Below are 23,310 nucleotides of genomic sequence, written 5' to 3' on the forward strand. Positions count from 1 at the left end.
GTGAAAATTCTTGACAAATACTTATTAAAAACATTCCTGATTACATTTACTACGGTATTTGTAATCTTGTTTTTTATATTCATTCTTCAAACTGTTTGGCTGTTTATCGCTGAACTAGCGGGTAAAGATTTGGATATCACATTAATTGTTAAGTTTTTGATGTTCTCGATGCCTCGAATAATTCCGTTAGTATTGCCCCTTTCCATATTACTGGCTTCGATAATGACCTTTGGAAATCTTGCAGAGAACTATGAGTTTGCAGCTATGAAATCAGCAGGTATATCATTGCAAAGAGCGATGAGAAGTTTGACCGCTTTTATTCTTTTACTAAGTATTGTCGCCTTCTTTTTTGCCAATAATGTAATTCCGTATGCCGAATACAAATTTATCAATTTCAGAAAAAACATTGCACAAGTAAAACCAGCCATGGCGATAGCCGAAGGACAGTTTAGCAATGTGGGCGATTACAATATCAAAGTCAATAAAAAATCTGGAGATAACGGAAATATTCTGACTGGCATTACCATTCATAAGAAATCCAGTATAGGAGACGGAAGCAAAACGGTAATCAAAGCAAAAGACGGAAAATTAGTCAGCAGTGAGAAATCCAGTATCTTACAATTAGTCCTCAATGAAGGGAATTACTATGAAGATATCGTTCCTAAAAAATATGAAGACAGGTCAAAATTACCTTTCGCAAAAAGTGCATTTAAAAAATACACGCTTAATATTGATTTATCACAATTAAACAAAGTAGATGTTGATGATAATAATATCGCTAACACTAACACAATGCTAACTGTAAATGAGTTAAATTACACTTTGGATTCTCTCCATAAAAATTTGAAAACCGAAATCGTATCTTATTCGGAAAACATTAATTTGAGAACTGGAATCACAAATACGATTGTTGTTCCATCTACAACAATAGAAAAAAAGAAAGCACTTCCAGCAGACATTTTATCAGTCTATACAAATAAACAAAAATTAGCCGTTTTAAAAATGGCGAACAGCAACACCGTAAGCACCGGGTACTCTATTGATGCCACTAAAGTTAATTTAGAAAACAAGCAGAAAAACATAAACAATCATCAACTAGCATTTTTCGATAAATTCGTAATCGCTTATGCGTGCTTTATGATGTTTTTTATTGGAGCACCACTGGGCGCCATCATTAGAAAAGGCGGCCTTGGATTACCTATAATATTTGCTGTTTTAATTTTCATTTCTTATCACTTTATAAATACATTCGGGAAAAAAATTGCGCAAGAAAACGGCCTATCTCCTTTTATGGGATCTTGGATGTCATCCTTTATATTGTCTCCATTAGCTATATTACTGACCTATCGAGCCACAAATGATATAGGACTAATAAACATGGACGTTATTCTAAGTCCGTTCCAAAAACTATTTCAAAAATTATTTCCATCTAAAAAATAAATACCGATCATGGTTACAAATAAAATACCCCTTAACACAATCGAGGAAGCAATCGAAGACATTCGACAAGGAAAAATAATCATAGTAGTTGATGATGAAGATCGCGAAAACGAAGGCGATTTTTTGGCTGCAGCCGAAAAAGTAACTCCAGAAATGATCAACTTCATGGCTACACATGGTCGCGGATTGATTTGCGCCCCATTAACTGAAAGCAGATGTAAAGAACTAGGGTTACACGTAATGGTTTCTAACAATACCGATCCTATGGAAACTGCTTTTACGGTTTCTGTAGATTTAAGAGGTGGCGGTGTAACAACTGGAATATCGGCTGCTGACAGAGCTAGAACAATTTTGTCGCTAGTAGATTCAGCTACAAAACCACATGATTTAGGGAGACCTGGACATATTTTCCCATTAATTGCAAAGCAAGGTGGCGTTTTACGAAGAACAGGCCATACTGAGGCAGCAATTGATTTCGCGCGATTGGCAGGTTTCAAATCGGCAGGTGTGATCGTAGAAATAATGAATGAAGATGGATCTATGGCGCGTTTACCACAATTAGTGAAAGTGGCTAAAAAATTCAATTTAAAGCTCGTTTCTATCGAAGCTCTAGTAGCCTACAGAATGCAACACGATAGCCTAATTGTTAAAAAAGATGATTTTGATATCCAAACCCGTTTTGGAACTTTTCGTCTAAGAGCTTACCAGCAGACTACAAATAAACAAATACATATTGCTTTAACCAAGGGTACTTGGAATTTCGGAGAGCCTGTTTTGACAAGAATACACTCCTCTCAAGTGAACAATGATTTATTAGGTACCTTGACTAACAATGCAGACCAACAACTGGATGATATGTTTAAAGTAATTAATGAGCAAGGAAAAGGTGCTGTGATATTTATAAACCAAGATATGCAATCTGTAAATCTACTGAACCGTATCGCAGAATTGAAAACATTACAGGCAGAAGGTGAGATCAAAGCACCAAAAATTAAAATTGACAGCAAAGATTTTGGTATTGGTGCACAAATTTTGCACGACATCGATATTTCCAAAATTCGCTTGGTATCTAATACCGAACAAGAAAAACGTGTTGGAATGATTGGATACGGTCTAGAAATAACAGAATACGTACCTTATTAAAGACGTTATTGTTTTTATAAAAAATATTTCCAGAGCTAAAACAAAGGAAATGAAACAATTAAAAAATAGTTTAAAAAACTGCTTAAATTTTTATCCAAATTGTTTTTGTAAACCGAAAAAGGTGCTTATATTTGCACTCGCAATCAGGTAATGGTTGTCGCTCACTGGAGAAATGGCAGAGCGGTCGAATGCGGCAGTCTTGAAAACTGTTGACTGTAACAGGTCCGGGGGTTCGAATCCCTCTTTCTCCGCCAGTAGAAAAACAAATGGTATCAAAACCCCGTAAATCTTATGATTTACGGGGTTTTTGCTTTTACTACATATTCAAATTATTCATCTAATCTCATCCTTAACGAGATAAAATCGAGACCCTGGAATTTTTCAAAAATTAGGGTCTCGCTAAATCTTCTTAAGTAATTCAAACAACCTGTTCAATGGCTAATATAACACTAGTCCACTATTTAAACATCTTGTTTGATATTCTTTAGAAATCTAAATTGAATATTAATTAAAAGGTTACCACTATGAAAACTAAAATCACATTGCATTTTTATGCCAAGAGCACAAAAGCTAATGCAGCAGGTCTACTTCCTATCTATGTAAGACTAACTGTAGATGGAAATCGAATGGAGTTCAGTACCAAAAAATTTATAGATTCTGCTAAATGGTCACCAGAGATGTCAAAAATGAAAGGTAATACAGAGAATGCTCGTTCATTAAATGAATACCTTGATTTACTGAAATCAAAAATATTCGACATCCAAATGGAACTAATACACCGCAACGAACTCCTCACAATTGAAGTTTTTAAAAATAGACTTCTCGGGATCCAAGACAACCAAAGAATGCTTATCCCAATCTTCAAGGACCATAACAACAAAATCAAGGAATTGGTAGGAAAGGAATATGCTCCGGGAACATTGGAACGCTACAACACTTCTTTAAAACATACAGTAGAGTTTCTAGAATGGAAATACAAAGTATCAGATATAGACATTAAGCACGTAGATCATGCTTTTATAATGGAGTATGAATTCTTTCTGCGAAGCGTCCGTAATTGTGCTAATAATACCGCAGTGAAATACATCAAGAACTTCAGCAAAATAATCAAGATCTGTTTGGCCAATCATTGGATCGACAGAAATCCTTTTGCCAACTACAAAGCAAAAGTGAAAGAAGTAGAACGTGTGTATCTCTCAGAAGCTGAAATAGAGACCGTAATCAACAAAGACTTCAAAACAGAACGATTATCATTAGTTCGCGATATCTTCCTTTTCAGCTGCTTTACGGGACTGGCATACATTGATGTCAAAAACTTAACCAAATCGCATATAAGCCTAGGTATCGATGGCGAGAAATGGATCTTCACTCACAGACAGAAAACAGAAACCGCATCCAAAATCCCTATCCTTCCAGTTACGCAAATGATTATTGATAAATATGAAGAGTATCCAGAATGCTGCAACCAAGACAAACTGCTCCCTATTTTAAGTAATCAGAAAATGAATGCCTATCTAAAAGAGATTGCAGGCATTTGTGCGATTGATAAAGACCTCACCTTCCATATTGCACGACACACGTTTGCAACCACTGTAACACTAACCAATGGAGTTCCTATTGAAAGTGTTAGTAAGATGCTTGGTCATAAAAATCTACGAACCACACAACATTATGCTAAAGTACTTGATAAAAAAGTAGGTGAAGACATGAAAATTCTACGAGACAAATTCAGTAAGATAGAGACAAAAAAGGAACAAAAAACAATCTGATATTTTCTATCCCTTTAAATTTTCCTAATGTTTAAGGAAATTAGTAACAATATAAAGGTTCAGTATAGTTTGAGAATTTATTAAAGATCTCAAAAAAGTCTCTGAAGAAGAATCAAAAAAAAATATTTTCATATCAGCCCTTTGGATTTTATAGAGGTTTTTTTATATGATACCCTCCTACCCTGCACAAAGAACTCGTTCAGCAACAAGTTACTTTCGAGAGAAGGCAAAAGGCATATGATGAAAAAGCAAAACAACAGCGAGAAAAACTCGAGTGTATGATAAAAGAGATCAAATCAGAGAAATAAAACTTATAAGCGATTCCGTTCAACCGGGGGTTTCATTGTTCGTTCTACGCACGCAACGAAACCCTCGCTTTTAAGTAGCTCATTATTTTCAAATTTTGATGAAATACAGAGATTTTTCGCGTAAAAGCAATAAAGGATAAATCAATTGTAAAATACTTAAGATTTTAGTTTCTTTGTTTGATGAATTTTGAACCAGGATTTTTTAGTCGCTTTGAATTATTAATTAGCAGTATAGGTGTTGTTTTGGGGTTTTTCTTTGGAATAATACTTCTTGCCAAAACAAGTAAAAATTCAAAAGCAAATTTATTTTTGGCTGTATATCTTTTAACATTAAGCTTGCGTACAGGAAAAGCGTTATTTCACAATTATTATGCAATTACCGATTCTATTCTCATCTTATTTTTAGGCTTATTTTTATTAATAGGTCCCTGTTTATGGTTTTATGTAAATCTTTTATATAATAATAATGCTTCCTTAAAAAGGATAGATTGTTATCGGCATTATGCACCATTTTTTTTGGTAATGATTTTAACAGTGTTTGTCCCAAATAATGGAATTACGAACTTAGGAAATTTTTATTTGTTCTTATTCATACACGGTTTAATTTACTGTTGTTATAGTTTTTATTGGTTAGTAAAACACCCAAACTTTCATGATGTTTCACAAAAGAACGTGAAAATTAAAAATTGGTTAATTGCATTTATAGTAGCTACAACTTTAATTTTTATTCATGCAATATTAGTATTCTTTGATGTTGTTTCTTTTTATCCTAGTAGTGCTTTCTTGTTTTCATTTATAATTATTTCTTTAGCAATTTTGGGATGTCAAAATTTGTGGATATTTGAAGATGAAAAGAAGAAATATACTAATTCAACATTAAATAATACAAAAGCAAGTGAGTATTATAAACAGCTTAATCAATTTATGGAAAATGACAAATTATTTTTAGATCCAGAGTTGACTTTAGTAAAATTAGCAGAAAGAATGAACATTTCTTCTAAGCAACTATCTCAAATTATCAACCAAATTGAAAACACAAACTATTCCCAATATATTGCTAAATATCGTATTGGAGAAGCTAAAAAAAATTTAAAAAATCCTAAATTTCATAATTATAAAATTGCTACAATTGCTTTTGAAAGTGGCTTTAATAGTATTTCTTCTTTTAATGATACATTTAAAAAACTAACAAATACTACCGCAATTAATTATCGACAATCATTCATAAAAAAATCAGAATTAGATTTATAATTTGGTGTGCCAGAATCATGAATTTAGTATCTGTTAGTAATAATTTAAACGAGTTTTGCATAAATTCTTTAAATTATTCAAATGACTAAATTTTTCTTATTATTCTTTATTATCCAATTTGTTCATTTTTTAGCCACTTTTAAATTGTATGTAAAAGCAGGTAGAAAATCTTGGGAAGCATTAATACCAATTTACAATGCCATTATATTAATGCAAATAATTAATAGACCTAAATGGTGGGTGTTTCTATTTTTTATTCCTATAATAAATTTAATAATGTTTCCTGTTGTTTGGGTTGAAACCATTCGTAGTTTTGGTAAAAACACCACAAAGGACACTTTGTTAGTAGTACTATCTTTAGGCTTTTATATTGCCTATTTGAATTATAATTCTGATAAATTAGAATACGTAAAGGATAGAAACTTAAGCCCAAAAGCAGGATTAGGAGAAACTGTAAGTTCACTATTGTTTGCTGTTATTGTTGCTACTATTGTTCATACATATGTTATTCAGCCTTTCACAATTCCATCTTCGTCAATGGAGAAATCATTATTAGTTGGAGATTTTTTATTTGTAAGTAAGTTGCATTATGGAGCCAGAGTACCAATTACAACAGTTACTTTGCCAATGGTACATGACACAATTCCTTTCGTAAAAAAGAAATCCTACATGTTCAATGATGATATTTCAAAAAAAGAAACTTCAATCTTAAACATATTTCAATTACCGTATTTAAGATTGCCTGGTTTTCAACAAATAGAACGTAACGATATTGTAGTTTTTAACCAACCAGCCGATACTCTTTTGGATATGGATAATTTTTCACCTGATAGAAATTATTACAAACCTATCGACAAAAAAACAAACTTGGTAAAACGCTGTGTAGGAATTCCTGGAGACACTTTGGAAGTTAGAAATGGTTACGTATTTATTGATGGAAAACAAACTAAACTATCTGATAGAACAAAATTGCAGTTTTCATATACTATTAAATTTAAAGCTCAATTTTCTTCTTATGAGGAGGCGTCTAATATTCTAAAATTATATGATATAACCGATGGAATAGCTTACGATTCTAAATCTGGAGAATATTTTGTTCAAGCAACAGAAGAAGCTGTTGCTAATGCTAGGAATAATCCATACATAGAAAGTCTTGAATTGAGAAAAAATAATAAAGGAGATCGAGATTCTAAAATATTACCTTATGACAAGAATTACAATTGGAATGCTGATTTTTTTGGACCAATTTACATTCCTGAAAAAGGAAAGACAATTGACATAAATGTAAATATTCTACCGCTTTATAAAAGATTAATCACGGAATATGAAGGTCATCAGCTATCGGTGCGAGGAAATCAGATTTTTATTGATAATAATCTTGCTACAAATTATACCTTTAAACAAGATTATTACTGGATGATGGGCGACAATAGAGATAATTCAATTGACGCTAGATTTTGGGGATTTGTTCCTTTTGACCATGTGGTTGGCAAGCCAATTTTTATTTGGTTAAGTTGGAATACTGATGGCAAAGGAATTAATAAAATTAGATGGAATCGAATGTTTACAACAGTTGGAGGCATAGGAGAACCGCGATCTTATCTCGTTTATTTTGTAATTATTTTAATTATTTGTTCGGCTTACAATAGATACCGTAAAATAAGAGATGTCAAAAAGGAATAATTTTACTAATTAAAATCTTTCAAAAAAATATACTTTTTAAGTGCAATTTTGTAACCGCGTTACCTACAACGTCTGTTCATCTAAAAACCTCCAAACAAACTTTGTTTTTTTAATTAGGAAGTAAATATACAGGATTTAAACTGCCTATAGTTTCCATTCAGCGCAGGCTTCATTGTTGGCTTTTCAAGCCCAACGAGCCTTAGCTGTTGTAGGCAGTGCTTTATTTGGATGATTTAAACTTCTTAATATTCAAAGCTTTCTGTTTTATCCATTGAATTGAAATATCAACAGTTTCTGTAATATCGCCGGAAGAAGTATTGTGTCCTAATTTAGAAAACAAAGTATATTCGAAAGGTTTACCTTGAGCTTTCAATGTATTTAATTGCTCCATACACAACTTTACTGGAATCTGTATATCTTTCTCACCAAAAAGCCAAAGTCCCGGAATTGAAAGAGTATTCAGAGAAATTTTTGGGTCAGTCGCAACGAATTGATACCTGTCTGGATCATTTTTAGTATGTTCACGAGCATCTGATTCTGTATGATTTTCCCAAAAATTATTGTTGCCGTTAGTATAAAACTGAAATCGAAGTTGTTCTAGAGTTGTAATTGTTGGGCAACTAAATAAAATCATAAATTCTATTTGTGGATTTTTGTTTGCAGCAATTGGGATTATCCATCCTGCTTGACTGAAGCCAACTAATCCAATTGGTGTTTTTTTATCTTTCAAATAGGTTCGAAATGTGTTTACTGCTGAACTTGCATCGTGAGATAATAAATTAAGATTAGTAGTGTCAATATTATTAGTACCAACAGATGGCCCTACATATACACCGCCCGATTCCCCAACTCCACGTTTATCATATGTCAATACGGCAATACCTTCTTTCGCAAGACGTTTAGCGAACTCCATTTCTCTTTTTACAGGATCAGACCCATGAACAATTACAACTGCTGCAGTTGTTTTTTTAGGCGTTAAAATTGAGCCTGCAAGAGTGACGCCCTGACTTTCAAATTTTACATCTTGAATGATAAAGTCGGCCGATTGACAAAATACAATTTCTGGTAAAGTTATTAATAATAACCAAAGAAATAAGTTAGAAAAAAAGCTAATGTTCATTTTGGTTTAATATAAAAAAATGTTTTGAATGGTCTGCGTTAGCATTGCCCACAACTTCAATTCGTCTAAAAACCTCCAAACGAACTTTATTTTGTTAATTAGGAAGTAAATATAGGATGAATTAAACAATATTTTTTTACTACCTCCTGTTCCGTTCAACACAGGTTTCATTGTTCGTGCTGCGCACGCAACGAAACCCTTAGCTGTTACAGCCAGTTTTTTTATGCGTTGTTTTCCAGTCTTCTATGAATTAATGATATTGTTGACATTATATCTAATGCATCGTTTTCATTTATTTCCCAAATCGTTTTTGGAGCGTGTGCAGTTGTGTTTCTAAACATTCCAAAAACACCTTTTATTAAATTTGCGAATCCTTTATGTTCGCTTTCTTTAGTTTCAGAAGTAAGGTCATTAATTTTGATTAATGGATTTTTTATTGAAAAAGCGATTTCAACTAATTCACTTCCATCTTGAAAAAGACCAGTTTTTTGGCAAATGATTTCTGCAATACTTTTTGTAGCTTCAAAAACAGCGTGAAAATAATTTTCGGCTAACAATTCGGCTTTACAATATTCATATATTTTTTGATGAGCATTTCTTTGTTGAAGTTTACTTTTGAATCTATTTACTTTTTGTTCGGCTTCAGAAATTGTTGTTGATACTGTAATCAAAGAAAATTTTCCGCTCTCTAAAAGTTGCAAACCAATAAAAGATAATCTCTTATTTAGTTCGAATCTAACATTTTCAAATTGTTCATTTCTTCCAATAAATCTAGCTGGATTCATTGATCTATTTACGAATTTTAGAATGTTATTGGAAATTTGCTTTTTATTCTGATAATCTGCAAAAGCATTAAATAACCTTTTCCATTTAGTATTGTTTGAATCAATGTCAGGAATACCAACTTCTTGAAGAAATTTAGAAATTTCAGTTCCAGTTAATCCATTGTAAGTATCTCCTAAAGTCTTACTAATTCCTTCAAGTACGCTTCCGTCAATTGGGGGATGTAATTTTACTGTCATGTTTTTTCTATAAAATTGGCTATCACGTTCCTTGCTACAAGAGGTTTGGAACTAAAGTAGCGTTATTTTTCGGTTTAACAAAATTCTCACAAATACAAGCCATTTTCAAATTAAGTACAAAACCCAAATCCGTTCTAGCAGGCCTTACCAGCCGTATTTTCTTTGTCAGAATGGTAAGTCATCTTTTTCCGTTTTTGCTACACCAAGTTTTTTTCCTAAATATGTCGCAATGGCCGAAGTAACTTCAACGACTAATTCTGCTTCCAAATATTCAGGTGCTTGCCCTTCTCTTAAATGTCTGCCTTGTTCTGAAGTGAAACCCCAAATTTTAGTTACTGCTTGGTCAAGTGGAGTTGGGATTATTCCAGGGAATTTTTTCATTAAGTCTCCAAGAGTTGATTTAGAATCTCCGGTAACCTCTCTTGTCACACACTCTAAACAAGCAAGTGAATGTTGAATTGCTCCAGTTATGTCAGGTATTGGTCTTCTTGACAAGTCATTAAGTGCTTCTCTTATTTCTGTCTTGGCTGTTTCAAGTTTTGCTGCTTCCAAAACAGAAACAACAGTCTTAACTGCTGTTTCAAAAACTTCATCCCCACGAGTTTCTATAAGTCCATTTTCAATTTTCCATCCAATTCCATTTGAAATGAAGTATTCATTTATTTCGTTTGTAAAGATTTCTCTTTCTTGTGGGTTTAGTTTTTGAATTATTGTTTCAATAATGTCATAAACTAGATACCAATCACAAGATTCTAAATGTTCTCCAACTTCGTAATCTATATTCGGAAATTCAGACCAATTATTATGATCTGGAGGAATTCTTAAAACCCTCGTAGTTATTGCACGAAGGTCAGAAGGATTTTTATTTAAATCGTAATAAGCCATTTTGATATATCCACGAAGACCTTCTGGTGCGTCCTCGCGAATGGTAATTTCTTTTTCCTTTAATGCAAAAAGACCTTGTCGTTTTGAAAATCTTTCTATGTTTATCATTGTCGTTTTCGTCAGTTAATATGGCTGTTGCTTGTAGTTATTTTCGATCTCTGCAATTCGTTTCGTTAGCGTTGGAATGTCAACAAATTGAGGGCCGATTTCAATAGCTTTTTGATAATAAGGCAACACAACTTTAGGATAACTTTGTTTTTTAAATTGGTTTTCTTCCTCTGACATTTTTTTATCACGAATACTACCAAACTTTAATAAAAGGTGAGTTGCTTTTTGTAATTCAAAAGGTTGCTGTCTTTCTTTAATTTTATCTATTAAGTTATAGAATTCAGAATCATTTTTATTTATGTCAGCTTTATTTTCATATCTAGTAATTTGCTCTCTAATTTCTATAGTTTCAACATTTTGAAAATATACGTTTATATTATTACCTGCCCATATATCGTGTTCTTCTTCATACCAAATTCCTGAATCATGCCACTCGCCATAAAACTGAACGGCATTTTTTATTCGAAAACCTTTTAATCCTTCATCAGAACCCAATATTGTTATTTTGGACTCATTAGGAAAAAAACCGGTCACCTCTTTATCTACAATATATGAATCAAAAGAATCTAAATAAAGCTTTTTAAAAGTATCAAAGAATATAATTACATTATCGATTTTTGGATTTAAAAAAGTATCAATATTAAACCAAGATCTTCCAACTCCGCCAATTGAGATTGTTTCTGAATCATGCATTTTGTAATCTTCATCACTTAAAGAATAAGCAGAATGGAAATATGTATTTCTTATTTCTTTATGATGATTGTCATTAAAAAAAGCTATGATATTTCGTTTTCCTGCGTCATCTAATAACTCGACAAGGAAATCCTGTTTTTCACCGATTCCTAATAGGCGTTCATATTTTTTTGTTTTCCAAAATAAATATGAAGAGCCTTTTTGTCCAAGCTTGATTTTGCAAAGACTTCCGATAATATTATAAAAATCACTGTTTTCAAAAAAAGTTGAATAGATTAATGTACCAACTCTAGTCTTTTCTTTATCAGAATGTATAGTATATAATTGTTTGTAAAATTCTATTGCTTCAAACCACTCATGCAAATTTGTGGTTAACTTTTTCGTACCCATTCCTTTGTAATTGATAAGTATCAATACAAAATCAAACTCACTTTTTTGCTTTGCTTCCTCAAAGAGTGAAGTTAAATCATTAATTACATCTTGCATATCGATAGTTATATTGTTATTACCGGAATATTGTTGATAATTACCGTAACTTGTTTATACCAGCCACAAAATAGCTACAATCCACCCAAATTAGGTTGGGTTTGTTCGAAAAAATACCTTTTTACTATAGCAAACCTACAAAACCATTTATACTATTCTTTACGGTTTCCCACATTATCAGAAAAAAATAAAATGTATATTAAAAAAGATGTCTAAGCATCTTTTCCTTCATAGTATTATTTCAGTCTCAAAAATCCGCAGCTTAAAACCAGTACTTTTTAAACTGCCTCAGGTTTCCTTCAATACAAGTTTCATTATTAGCTTTTCAAGCCCAACGAAGCCTTAACTGTTAGCGGTATGCTTTTTAATTATTTTCAACTTCATTCTCTTCCTCTACTTCAATACCATCTTTTGCTAAACTATCATAATACAGTTTTGTCAGTTCCGAAGTTAGCAAGTCATCATTTAATATTTTAATTAGTAAATCTTTTGAAACACGAGTATCTAAATTAAATTGAGTACCTTCTGGATTATATCTCATTTTCTTTTTAGTGAGAGGATGATTTTTCGCGAAATTTATTATGTCTGCTACTGGAATGTTAAGCTTTATTACAGGAGAGAATTTTGCAACTTTAGTAAGCTTTCTAGCAAAACTAACATTGTTAACTAATTCATTTAAGCTATCAATGTTTGCAACAATTTGCATATCATTAATTGCCTCAATACTTAATAAAGCTTCTCGTGTTATCACATCGTGAAATCCAAAACTTCTTTCAATTGATGCTAAATCTATAATTATGATCTCACCAGCAATTCTCATTACTTGAAACTTCGCAGTAATTCTTAAAAGCTGATCTTCAAACTTTTCAAGTCTTTGATTTGATTTTTTAAATATATGTCCACCTCTTCCAATTACTTCAACAGGAGATAACTTTTTATACAAGGTCAATTCGTTATTGTCATCTGCGAGTAAAATGACTAAAGACTTGATTGATGAAAGTTGGCTTACCTGAAAATCAAAAGTTTGTAAATTATCATTTCCAATAACACTTTCCAAAAGTTCTAATTCTTCAGGTATTTCCAAATCATATTGATAAAAACATTTTCCTCTTTCATCTGCTGCTGAAAGTTGTAAAATAGTGTAGTCGTTTTTGGCTATTATAAAATTATTAATTCCATCAATAAATATTTGTTTGATTTCAGGTAAATCATCAGCTTTAATATCCAATTTTTTTGGTTCATCTTCATCCTCAACATTAGCATAAATAATTATCTGCAATTCGCCTTGAGGATTGTTAATAAAAGCTAGGGCATTGTCTAATTCAATTTTAGTCATTTGAGTTTACTTTAGTTGCGTAATATATTCTTTCGTCAAGTTTATAATATTTTACTCTATCTTCTTTTTCAATTAAGTCTTTACTAATTAAAATTTTATTTTGTCTAGTTTCTCCATTTCGAAATTCTCCAGAAACTTTATAAATACGGAAATTTAATATAGCTAGCGTTGGGTTCGCATAAAACAAATCTGTTCTTATATATATAGAACCAATAACAAAAAGAATAATTAAAAAGGCGAATATATATCTTAGATTATCGAATTGAAAGCATACCAACGGAATTATGTATGTCGTTAAAAAGGTTAAATGTTCATAATCAATCTTTTCAATTTCTTTTACTTTAAATGAAAGTTCTGGAGTTCCTTTGATTTGATGTATAAAGTCTCGATACGAAATGTAGCCGATTGTCAGCGCAATTAGGCAAAAAATTGGGATTATATTATTTACTGCAAGAAATCGCCATCCGACAAAAACTGCATTTAATGAAACGTCAAGTGGTATTTTGGCTGTAATTAAAATTATTAGAACAAAAAGAAGCCAAAGTGATAATAAGAATAAGCCTATTTTTCTAATCATTAATATTGATTTTGTTTGTTATTGAATTCTCGATTTCTGCTGTAAGCTTGCCTATAACCAGTATTTAACCTCAACAAGTAACCCTTTTTTAAAGTTTTACTACAACGTAAGCTATATATACTAGTTCGTAAATAAAGGCTTTTTTAACTATTGTTACAATACCCACTTTTAGTGATATTACTAAAAGTGTAGGAAGTAAAAGTATTCCATAATAATTTTAATTCTTAACGGGCTTTCACTAAAACAAAACGCATAAAAAAAGACACCTCATCAGGATCTTTCTATCCCTTCCCCCTACTCCTCCAATTACCATTTTTATCATACCCCCTCATAAACTCATATATCTTCCCTCTTATATATGCTCCCAGTGGGACAATCAAAATCACTATCTCATACCATTCCATACCTCAAATATAGAAAGTATAGGATTTTCTTTTTTAGCAAGAAATCAAAAACTCCTCCGCAGCATCTTTTCCTATATAATCCGATCGCAATAATTCAATCACAAATCCAAAAATCTGGCATTCGATTAGCCGCTATATTAAACTCCGCTTCCAAGTTATAAGATACACAGATAAAAAACGCCTATAGTAACAAACACAATTACTATTATTCTTTCATAAATTAATCTTGATGGAGAAATATGTTAGTTTCTATAAAAGGTATTATATTGATGGATTTTTTTTTTGAATTGTTAAATGTTGATTGATAATTTTTATTTGCAAAAATTTTATTAAATTCTAATGGAAATAAATTTTTAATTATAAATTCGAAAAATATAAATGGTGATACTAACTTCGACATTGGTAATCTAATATTACTACTTTGGAATTCTCTCTAACTTTAAAAACGATTCCATCCATCCAAACAATGAGATAAGTGGCTTCCAGGGGTCTGTTTTTCCAAGTTATTATATCATCGGTAATGCGATCAGTGATTCTTGAAATAGTGGATGTAGTGATATTAAAATCGTAGAGTTCTCTTATCTGTTCTTCAATATCACTCTTACTCATCCATTTAGCGTACAGTGAAATAATAACATTTTCAACACCATCTGTTGCACTTTCTCTTTTCTTAACAATCATGGGGCTAAAAGAGCTATCACGATCACGTGGAACTTGTATCTCTGTTTCACCTAAAGTGGTTTTTAGTTTCTTTTTTGTATAGCCATTTCTTAAGTTATTGGCCTTGCTTTTTTGATGCTTTTCATAGTCTAAATGAGCATCTAACTCACCTTCAATAATTTTTTCAATATCACGTTTGTGAAGTTATTCTAAAAAATTAGTGAGTTCTGGACCGTTTCTAAATTGCTTTAAAAAATCTTCGTTTAAAATGTCTTCTGGTTTCATAAGTGTATAAAAGTTAAATTTAATAAATAAAAAAATCTCAGGTCAACTAATAACCTGAGATTTTAAAACTTACACATTATGAGACAGTGCCTTATAAAATAAAAAAAGACACCTCTCAGCATCTTTATTAATATCTATAAACGTAGCTGTTATAATACCTTCTCTAACCAGAAACCTTTTAAAATCCTATTATCAAAATTAAAAAGTCCTCAAGCCCCACAAGCTAATAATAATAATAATATAATAGATAATATTCAACAACAACTTCTTGCTTGGGCTTTCAGAACACGCGCCCGTCTTATTCATTATAGACAATTCCCTTATACAGCTACTTTTTTTAAAGTAGAACTGGTTTTTCCAAATTCAATATTTTCAAAGTCTCGTTTAGCTTTATCTTGTACATCTATGTCTTTTGTTTCTAATACGTTTGCCATATATTTCAACTTTCTTTTTACATTTTCAATTAAATCCGACCAATTCATAATCCATATTTCAATATTTTTGTTTTCATTTCTAAAATAGAAATAAGGGTTGTCCTCATTTTTCTGTCTTCCCGTTATGTCGAATTGTGCGTCACTATTTATTCCTGAACTAATTAATAAAATTTTATAATTTATATTTTTACTTAAAGCATTTAATTTTTCAATTTCTCGTGCATATTTCATTACTTGTCCAATTTCTTTAGGGCTAATTTTTACTTTTGGTGCTTTTAACTCAACTATTAAAACTTCTCGTTTTTTATGGTCAATTATACGTTCGTTATACATGAACAGATCTGTAATCGATTTTACAGTTCTTTCAGTAATTTCAATTGAATTATTATCAGCTTTACTAGGCTTATATACTAAATAATCATCCCGTAATTGAGTTAAATTTTTCTCTAAATTCTTATCAGATAATAATTTTGTTGTCTCATTATATTCTTCTCCAAAAACCCAAAGCATCTTTTCTAAAAATTTGTGGAGTTCTTTTCTTTCTTTTACATTTTTAGAAATTTCGCTATAAACTAATTTTTCAAGAAATTCAATATCTTCTATTTTTGAAGAAACTTTATCTGAAAATTCAATAATATTTTCAAGATCTGTTTTTTCTAATAAATCAGAAAATTTTGAAATCATTTTACTATTAAGCTTTAAGATACTTCCTAATATTTTGTTTAATTCTCCGTTAGATATAGTTCTATCGATTAGAGGGTATATTATTTCTCGTAGTTTATTGTTTTCATTTAAAATATGGTATTTATCTTCAACTAAGTATGCTAATTTATCAAACAGAATTACTTTTGATTTAGAGCTTGATTTTATTTTATATGGATAATATTCATCCCCCTTTAGTTTGTCAGAAAAATTATCAAATTCTATATTTCGTTCTCTGTAAAAATCATTTAAATTTTCTTTAATAAATTCTCTATATTTTTTCCAGTTATCATCCAAGTCATCTAAGTCAATATTTCTATAAATATCGGCAGATAATGTCGCTGATGCAATATATATAAACCAGCCTCCAATTTTTGGACTTAACCAACTCGCATCATATTCAAACCCGTTTGCTATTGTGTTTAATCCAGCATTTTGTGTTGTTAAAAAGACTTTTATTTTTTCATATTTTTTTATCTGCATAAAGTCAAAAAGAATTTTATGAACTTTACCTTTTGTATCAGTATAATCGAATATTTTCTTAATTGGCTTATTTAACACAAAATCATTTGGGTTTATATTTTTACCATTAATGCAAAATTTTATATCGTTATTGAAAATTTTGAGTGGATAACGTTCGAAAATTGCATCTGCAATATTAGTACTCAAAAATTTATCAATTATTTTCTTTTTGGGTTCATTATCAGTTATGTTCGAATCATACAAGTTTGAGATTGTTACTTTGTAATAAGGATTATGATTATTTCCTTTTAGGATTTTTTCTTTTGTATCTATTTCAACTTCTGATACATTAATGTTTTTTCCAAAACTATCAAAAGTTAATGGAATATATACTTTTGTAAAATTATTATTTTCCTTAGAATAAGAAACTGTTTCAATTTCAACTTTTTGTCCAATTTGAAATGAAGCAAATCTACCAATTCCTTTTCCTCCATCTTTATTTGCTGTTCCTATATCTAATAATTTTCGTTCAATATCAGAAATATGAACTCCAACACCGTCATCTTTAATAGTGATTTTTTTGATAATAAGAGGGTGTATTTCTTCATCCGAAGTATAATCTATATCGATCCAAATATTTTTACTTTTTGCCTGAATAGAATTATTCATAAGTTCACAAAATGCTGTGAAAGTACTTATATAATTAGCAAATAATTCATTTACTAATCTTGAGTTCGTTGTTAATTTTCTATTCATTTTAATTTAAGCTTTTTGATTCTCGTATATACAAATGTTTTAGCTATACCCTATAAGGGATTTCGAAGCACTTACATTTCAATATATTACTTTTTTAAAGTATTTACATTTACTTACTAATTCACTACTTAAGTCCCTATACACCTTGCTTTTAACTTTAAAACTGAGTAGCTTCCCTATTACAGCAGATACGCTTAGTTCAATTTGAGTACTATTTCCCAAACCTACAAAACCGTTTCTAAAATTCTTTACGATTTCCTACATTATATAAAAAAAAATTATCTTTAAAAAAAAAGATGCCTCTCAGCATCTTACTTATTTATACTTTTTTTTGAATGAATCATTGTGATATTTATTCTTTTGAAAGTCTTTATACTTCATATAGATAAATACTCCTACAATCCATATTAGAATGCCAATTACGATTTCATACCATTCCATGATGAATATTTTTGAATTCTTTTAATACTTAAAGATTTAATTATTCAAATAGCACCTTAATATTTACTTTTAAAGCTTTTGCTATTTTGGCAAGAGTATTAACTGTTGGATTACTTTTCCCTTTTTCGATTCTTCTAATCTGATTTTCTGACATACCTATTTCAATAGATAGCTTGAATTGAGAAAAATCTGTTGTTTCTTCTCTAATTCTCCTTATGGTAGCCCCAAGTGTAATCTGTACCTTATTTAATTCTTTTTCTTCCACTTGATAAATTTGCGTTATAAAAAAATATTAATCCCACACATATATGTGTGGTATAGTATTTTTTTATTATATTTGTTTTTGAATACATATATTTGCGATTCTTCATATAAAATATTTGAAGCATTCGCTTAGAATCTCGACTTTGAAAACTGGTAATTTTTGCAACGAGAAGATAAGTAAGATGCTCACGTCCCATGGCGTGGGCTCACTTATTGTTGCAGGGTATACCAGTACCTCAAAGTCAATAAGCTGAGTTCCATGCCTTTTTTTATATCCATTATTTTGGCCAAACTCACTTACATTCTTAGCACTGCCTCTTCCTTTTTAGTCTCGCAATACCATTAATTATTTGAATTAGTTTGGAAAGGCTCTGCCTGCGTCTGGCTGCAACAGGCAACGGCAGTTGACTTTCCTTAAAAAAACCTTTAAATCTAATGCCTATGCAATAAAAAAAGAACACTTCGTCTATCGTTGTTTATGATTCAAATTTAGTTTTGTGAGTTTCGACTCACTTCTCACAATTCCCTTTTAACAACAGTAAGACATAAAAAAAGGCCCTCTAACACGCCGGCAAGCTATACTAGAGGACCACCGCTAACAAAACTAACGTTTCAATTAACTATACCAATATTATGAAAAAAATTTCATTTTACAAGGGTGGATCGGCATTTTGGTACCTGATTATTATCGGGTTCTCATTATCCTATACCCCTGCTCTAGCCAACAAGCTACTGAGGCAAAACCACTCCTTACCGCAACAAATAAAAATAAACGGTACCATTACAGATGGACTCAACCCCTTAACTGGTGTTACTGTTTCCATAAAAGGAAAAGCAAAATCAACCGTTATTTCTGACTTTGATGGTAAATACACCATAGAAGCGACCCCAATTGATACACTTGTGGTCGCATTCATAGGATTTAAAACAGCAATAATCCCCTTAAACGGCCGTAAAACAATTAACATCCAATTACAGCAAGATATAACCTCGCTACAAGAAGTCCGTGTCAACGCTGGTTACTACTCCGTTAAAGAAAGTGAACGCACAGGAAGTATTGCGAAAATCACTGCAAAGGATATAGAAAAACAACCCATAAATAACCCTTTGGCTGCTTTGCAAGGTCGCATGACTGGCGTAACAATAACACAAGCCACTGGAACTCCTGGTGGTGGTTTCGACATACAGATCAGAGGGATAAACAGCATTCGCACTGATGGTAATGCGCCGCTATATATTGTGGATGGAGTACCTTACAGTTCACAATCATTAGGCTCAGTAATGACATCGGGCAATATTTTGGCAGGATCAGCAAGTCCTCTCAACAATATTAACCCATCAGATATTGAGAGTATGGAAGTACTAAAAGATGCTGATGCTACTGCAATCTATGGTTCAAGAGGATCCAACGGCGTCGTGCTCATAACGACCAAAAAAGGAAAACAAGGAAAAACCAAATTCGATATGAATACGTATTCCAGTTTTGGAAAACTAACTCGCACCATGGATTTATTAAATACACAACAATATTTATCCATGCGTAAGGAAGCCTTTGCCAACGACGGAATTACAGACTATCCAGGGTACGCCTATGATGTAAATGGTACTTGGGATCAAAACCGTTACACCAATTGGCAAAAAGAATTACTGGGAGGTACTGCAAATACAAACAATATTCAAACTACGGTCTCTGGTGGAAATGCCGAAACTCAATTTTTGTTAAGTGGCACCTACCGTAACGAAACAACCGTTTTCCCTGGGGATGCAAAATATGAAAAATTGGCGTTTCACAACAGCCTAACGCATCGCTCTATTGACAATCGTTTTAAAATGAGCTTTACAGCAGACTATGCTACTGATAAGAATACACTACCCGCAAACGACTTGATGTACCAAGCTATAATTCTGGCGCCAAATGCCCCAGCTCTATACGATGCCCAAGGAAACTTAAATTGGGAAAATGGCACTTGGAACAATCCGTTAAGCTATTTGGAAGGCAAATATGCAGCCAACACAAGCAACCTAATTGCTAATACTGTTCTTTCGTACAACATACTGGAAAACTTGGAAATAAAAACAAATCTAGGGTACACAGACTATCACATCTCCGAAAATCGGACATTTCCTTCTACCATGTACAATCCAGCGTATGGACTGGGGAGTGAAGTTTCCACGCTTATTATAAACAATGCCAAACGTAGCTCATGGATTATTGAACCTCAGATCAATTGGAAGAAAACGGCAGGCAATTCAGAATTAATGCTATTAGCAGGCACAACTTTTCAGAAGCAAACAGAGCAACAATTGGCACAAATCGGATCAGGTTTTGCAAGTAACAGTTTACTGCACAATATAGCTGCAGCTTCCTATTTAACAATTACTGACGATCAGTTAACCATTTACAAATACCAAGCGTTCTTTGGTAGAATTAATTACAATTGGAAAAGTAAATACATCATCAACTTAACAGGAAGAAGAGATGGTTCCAGTCGTTTTGGCCCTGGCAATCGCTTTGCTAATTTCGGAGCTATAGGTGCAGCCTGGATATTCTCAAAGGAGGCGTTCATAAATAATAGTAGTTTCCTAAGTTTCGGAAAATTACGCACCAGTTATGGTACCAGTGGAAATGACCAGATTGGTGATTACCAATTCTTAGACACTTATGAGATTACTGGCAACAATTACAATGGTACTATTGGGATAAAACCTACCCGTCTTTTCAATCCTTCCTTTGGTTGGGAAACCAATAAAAAAAGAGAAGCCGCAATCGACCTAGGATTTTTCAACGATCGTATTTTCTTAACTTCAGCCTATTTTTGCAACCGTTCTTCTAGTCAACTTGTGGGTGTACCACAACCAGGAACTACAGGTTTTTCTTCTTTACAAGCCAATTTAAATGCAACAGTTCAAAATACAGGTTTAGAACTGGAATTGCGAACGGTTAATTTTAGAAAGACAGCGTTCAATTGGACGACTACATTAAACCTGACCCTACCTAAAAATAAACTCTTGGAATTCCCTGATTTAGAGGGGTCTACTTACGCCAATTCGCTGGTAATAGGTAAATCATTGAGTATCCAAAAAACATACCACTACACAGGAATTGATCAAGTTACAGGTGTTTATCAATTTGAGGACTACAATGGTGACGGAAAAATTACAGGACCAGAAGACCGCCAATGGATTGAAGATACAGCACCTCAATTATTTGGAGGATTTGGCAACCAACTCAGCTATAAAAATTGGGCACTGGATTTTCTATTTCAGGGCGTAAAACAAAAAGGGCGTAATTACTTATACACGGCTTCTTGGATAGGAGATTTCTCGAATCAGCCACAAGCGGTTTTGAATCACTGGCCACAAAATGGTACCGATGCCGAAATTCAGCAATATACAACAGGAGCTAATGCAGCAGCATTGGATGCCTATTTCTTATACAGCAACAGTAACGCAACCATAAGTGATGCTTCCTACATCCGATTGAAAAGCATCAGTATTTCATATACGATTCCAAAAGAAGTTACAAAAGGGGGGACAGCAAAAATCTATTTACAAGGACAAAACCTCCTCACATGGACCAATTACAAAGGTGCCGATCCTGAAAATCAATCCGCTTTCTACTCCCCCCCTTTATGTCAATTTACTTTTGGACTAAACCTTAGCTTTTAAAAATCAATAAATATTGCGATATGAAATACTATAAATTAATACAGTCAATGCTAATAATAGCATTAATAGTACTCCTTTGCTTGTGGCTGAATGGCTGCGAAAGTTTTACGGAGGTAGATTTGCCACAATCACAGCTTACTGGTACTGCAGTGTTAGAAGATGTTACAACAGCAAACGCAGCACTTTCAAATTGCTATTCACAACTAAGAGAAAACGGCATACTTTCTGGAAACCAAGATGGCCTTTCGAATGGACTGGGAAACTATTCGGATGAATTAACCTATTATGGAAGTCCCAGTGCGCCTTTAGAAGACTTTTACAATCATACCGTACTCCCCTCAAATCCTATGGTTAGTTCTTTATGGAATAGCAGTTACAGTCAAATTTATGCAATAAACGCACTTTTAGAAGGTCTTGAAAAATCAACAGCAATTCCTTCAGAGCAACGTAATGTCTTAAAAGGAGAAGGCTTGTTTCTTAGAGCATTTATTCACTTTTATCTACTAAATCTATTTGGAGACATTCCATATATCGAAACAACAGATTATAAAAAAAATAGTACCGTTTCGAGAATGTCCGAAGACGAAGTATATGATAAAATTACAACCGACTTAATGCTATCTAAAAGCATATTAAACTACAGTTATGGTACTGCAGAACGTGTTCGACCTAATAAAGGCACGGCTACAGCAGTACTAGCACGAGTGTACCTTTACAGAGGAGCGTGGCAACTAGCCGAAGAGGAAGCGTCCCAAGTAATTAATACGAATACATACCAGTTGGAAGCGGATTTAGATAAGGTATTTCTAAAGGAAAATCCCTCAACAATTTGGCAATTGCACCCAGGTATTACGGGGCTGAACACGCATGATGCGCATACTTTTATTTTTAGCAGCGGCCCTCCTCCGATTACTGCTATAAGTACCCATTTACTAAACGCATTTGAAACTGGAGATCAAAGAAAGCAACATTGGTTGGGGAATGTGACGGACGGTACTCAAACATGGTACTACCCATACAAATACAAACAAATCGCCAATACAGGAAGCTCTCAGGAATTTGCAATTATATTGCGATTAGAAGAACAATACCTCATCCGTGCAGAAGCTAGGGCTCATCAAAATAATTGGATTGGTGCTTTAGCTGATTTAAACCTAATTCGAAACCGAGCAGGATTAGCAGATACGGCGGCCAACACGCCCGAAAACGTATTACTTGCTATTCAACAAGAACGCAGGGTCGAATTATTCACTGAATTAGGGCAACGCTGGTTTGATCTAAAAAGAACAGAACAAGCAGATGGGATTTTAAGTGCTATAAAACCAGGATGGAAAAGTACCGATAAATGGTTACCTATCCCTCAAACAGAATTACTGCTGAACAAAAACCTACATCAAAATCCAGGATATTAA

The 23,310-nt window shown here is 32.5% G+C and carries 15 protein-coding genes, 1 tRNA gene and 1 pseudogene; 8 read left to right on the plus strand and 9 right to left on the minus strand.

Annotated features, from left to right (window positions below; genetic code table 11):
- From BMW63_RS06690 to lepB, 6 genes are all read left to right on the plus strand, one after another.
- Nucleotides 1–1,440, plus strand: coding sequence for an LptF/LptG family permease (locus tag BMW63_RS06690; protein ID WP_074722509.1), 1,440 nt, complete (start codon nucleotides 1–3; stop codon nucleotides 1,438–1,440).
- A 9-nt stretch (nucleotides 1,441–1,449) separates the two neighbouring features.
- Complete coding sequence (gene ribB, locus BMW63_RS06695) at nucleotides 1,450–2,583, plus strand: 3,4-dihydroxy-2-butanone-4-phosphate synthase (protein ID WP_074722511.1); 1,134 nt, start codon at nucleotides 1,450–1,452, stop codon at nucleotides 2,581–2,583.
- A gap of 166 nt (nucleotides 2,584–2,749) precedes the next feature.
- Nucleotides 2,750–2,837, plus strand: a tRNA-Ser gene (locus tag BMW63_RS06700).
- Nucleotides 2,838–3,107: 270 nt separating this feature from the next.
- On the plus strand, nucleotides 3,108–4,352 hold the full coding sequence (locus tag BMW63_RS06705) for a site-specific integrase (RefSeq protein ID WP_074722513.1): 1,245 nt from the start codon (nucleotides 3,108–3,110) through the stop codon (nucleotides 4,350–4,352).
- 488 nt (nucleotides 4,353–4,840) lie between these two features.
- Nucleotides 4,841–5,911: a helix-turn-helix domain-containing protein gene (locus BMW63_RS06710; protein ID WP_074722515.1), complete on the plus strand. Its 1,071-nt coding sequence runs from the start codon at nucleotides 4,841–4,843 to the stop codon at nucleotides 5,909–5,911.
- Nucleotides 5,912–5,992: 81 nt separating this feature from the next.
- Complete coding sequence (gene lepB / locus BMW63_RS06715) at nucleotides 5,993–7,594, plus strand: signal peptidase I (protein WP_074722517.1); 1,602 nt, start codon at nucleotides 5,993–5,995, stop codon at nucleotides 7,592–7,594.
- Nucleotides 7,595–7,814: 220 nt separating this feature from the next.
- Here the strand turns inward: lepB and BMW63_RS06720 are convergent, their stop codons facing one another.
- From BMW63_RS06720 to BMW63_RS06760, 9 genes and pseudogenes are all read right to left on the minus strand, one after another.
- Entirely contained in the window at nucleotides 7,815–8,714 is a 900-nt protein-coding gene (locus BMW63_RS06720; RefSeq protein ID WP_074722519.1) for an alpha/beta hydrolase family protein, read from the minus strand.
- A gap of 221 nt (nucleotides 8,715–8,935) precedes the next feature.
- Nucleotides 8,936–9,736 carry a TIGR02391 family protein gene (locus BMW63_RS06725; protein WP_074722521.1) on the minus strand — a complete coding sequence of 267 codons (801 nt, stop codon included), beginning with the start codon at nucleotides 9,734–9,736 and terminating at the stop codon, nucleotides 8,936–8,938.
- A 165-nt stretch (nucleotides 9,737–9,901) separates the two neighbouring features.
- Complete coding sequence (locus BMW63_RS06730) at nucleotides 9,902–10,729, minus strand: AbiJ-NTD4 domain-containing protein (protein WP_074722523.1); 828 nt, start codon at nucleotides 10,727–10,729, stop codon at nucleotides 9,902–9,904.
- A 15-nt stretch (nucleotides 10,730–10,744) separates the two neighbouring features.
- The gene (locus tag BMW63_RS06735) at nucleotides 10,745–11,908 is read right to left on the minus strand and encodes a hypothetical protein (protein ID WP_074722525.1); all 1,164 of its coding nucleotides are present in this window, start codon (nucleotides 11,906–11,908) and stop codon (nucleotides 10,745–10,747) included.
- 364 nt (nucleotides 11,909–12,272) lie between these two features.
- Nucleotides 12,273–13,244, minus strand: a complete 972-nt coding sequence (gene kwaB, locus BMW63_RS06740; protein WP_074722527.1) for an anti-phage protein KwaB — start codon at nucleotides 13,242–13,244, stop codon at nucleotides 12,273–12,275.
- Nucleotides 13,237–13,821 (minus strand): anti-phage protein KwaA, encoded by a 585-nt coding sequence (gene kwaA, locus BMW63_RS06745; protein WP_074722529.1) that lies wholly within the window; start codon nucleotides 13,819–13,821, stop codon nucleotides 13,237–13,239. The genes kwaB and kwaA overlap by 8 nt, the downstream gene beginning before the upstream one ends.
- 818 nt (nucleotides 13,822–14,639) lie before the next feature.
- Nucleotides 14,640–15,170 (minus strand): annotated as a pseudogene (locus BMW63_RS06750) (transposase); the annotation flags it as partial.
- Nucleotides 15,171–15,490: 320 nt separating this feature from the next.
- Nucleotides 15,491–17,524 (minus strand): ATP-binding protein, encoded by a 2,034-nt coding sequence (locus BMW63_RS06755; protein ID WP_074722531.1) that lies wholly within the window; start codon nucleotides 17,522–17,524, stop codon nucleotides 15,491–15,493.
- Between the two features lie 481 nt (nucleotides 17,525–18,005).
- A complete protein-coding gene (locus tag BMW63_RS06760) occupies nucleotides 18,006–18,230 on the minus strand; it encodes a helix-turn-helix domain-containing protein (protein WP_074722533.1) in 225 nt (74 codons plus the stop codon).
- A gap of 632 nt (nucleotides 18,231–18,862) precedes the next feature.
- On the opposite strand from BMW63_RS06760, the gene BMW63_RS06765 reads away from it, so the two are divergent.
- Both BMW63_RS06765 and BMW63_RS06770 read left to right on the plus strand, forming a co-directional pair.
- On the plus strand, nucleotides 18,863–21,898 hold the full coding sequence (locus BMW63_RS06765; RefSeq protein WP_074722535.1) for a SusC/RagA family TonB-linked outer membrane protein: 3,036 nt from the start codon (nucleotides 18,863–18,865) through the stop codon (nucleotides 21,896–21,898).
- Between the two features lie 20 nt (nucleotides 21,899–21,918).
- Entirely contained in the window at nucleotides 21,919–23,310 is a 1,392-nt protein-coding gene (locus tag BMW63_RS06770) for a RagB/SusD family nutrient uptake outer membrane protein (RefSeq protein WP_074722537.1), read from the plus strand.

It is taken from the genome of Flavobacterium frigoris (assembly GCF_900111075.1).
GTDB lineage: Bacteria > Bacteroidota > Bacteroidia > Flavobacteriales > Flavobacteriaceae > Flavobacterium > Flavobacterium frigoris.

Bases quoted from the DNA above. Each gene is read 5' to 3' on its own strand.
- BMW63_RS06720 (WP_074722519.1), bottom strand. From the start codon at position 8,714: ATGAACATTAGCTTTTTTTCTAACTTATTTCTTTGGTTATTATTAATA.
- kwaB (WP_074722527.1), bottom strand. From the start codon at position 13,244: ATGACTAAAATTGAATTAGACAATGCCCTAGCTTTTATTAACAATCCT.
- kwaA (WP_074722529.1), bottom strand. From the start codon at position 13,821: ATGATTAGAAAAATAGGCTTATTCTTATTATCACTTTGGCTTCTTTTT.
- BMW63_RS06755 (WP_074722531.1), bottom strand. From the start codon at position 17,524: ATGAATAGAAAATTAACAACGAACTCAAGATTAGTAAATGAATTATTT.
- BMW63_RS06710 (WP_074722515.1), top strand. From the start codon at position 4,841: ATGAATTTTGAACCAGGATTTTTTAGTCGCTTTGAATTATTAATTAGC.
- BMW63_RS06735 (WP_074722525.1), bottom strand. From the start codon at position 11,908: ATGCAAGATGTAATTAATGATTTAACTTCACTCTTTGAGGAAGCAAAG.
- BMW63_RS06730 (WP_074722523.1), bottom strand. From the start codon at position 10,729: ATGATAAACATAGAAAGATTTTCAAAACGACAAGGTCTTTTTGCATTA.
- BMW63_RS06705 (WP_074722513.1), top strand. From the start codon at position 3,108: ATGAAAACTAAAATCACATTGCATTTTTATGCCAAGAGCACAAAAGCT.
- BMW63_RS06770 (WP_074722537.1), top strand. From the start codon at position 21,919: ATGAAATACTATAAATTAATACAGTCAATGCTAATAATAGCATTAATA.
- lepB (WP_074722517.1), top strand. From the start codon at position 5,993: ATGACTAAATTTTTCTTATTATTCTTTATTATCCAATTTGTTCATTTT.
- BMW63_RS06765 (WP_074722535.1), top strand. From the start codon at position 18,863: ATGAAAAAAATTTCATTTTACAAGGGTGGATCGGCATTTTGGTACCTG.
- ribB (WP_074722511.1), top strand. From the start codon at position 1,450: ATGGTTACAAATAAAATACCCCTTAACACAATCGAGGAAGCAATCGAA.
- BMW63_RS06725 (WP_074722521.1), bottom strand. From the start codon at position 9,736: ATGACAGTAAAATTACATCCCCCAATTGACGGAAGCGTACTTGAAGGA.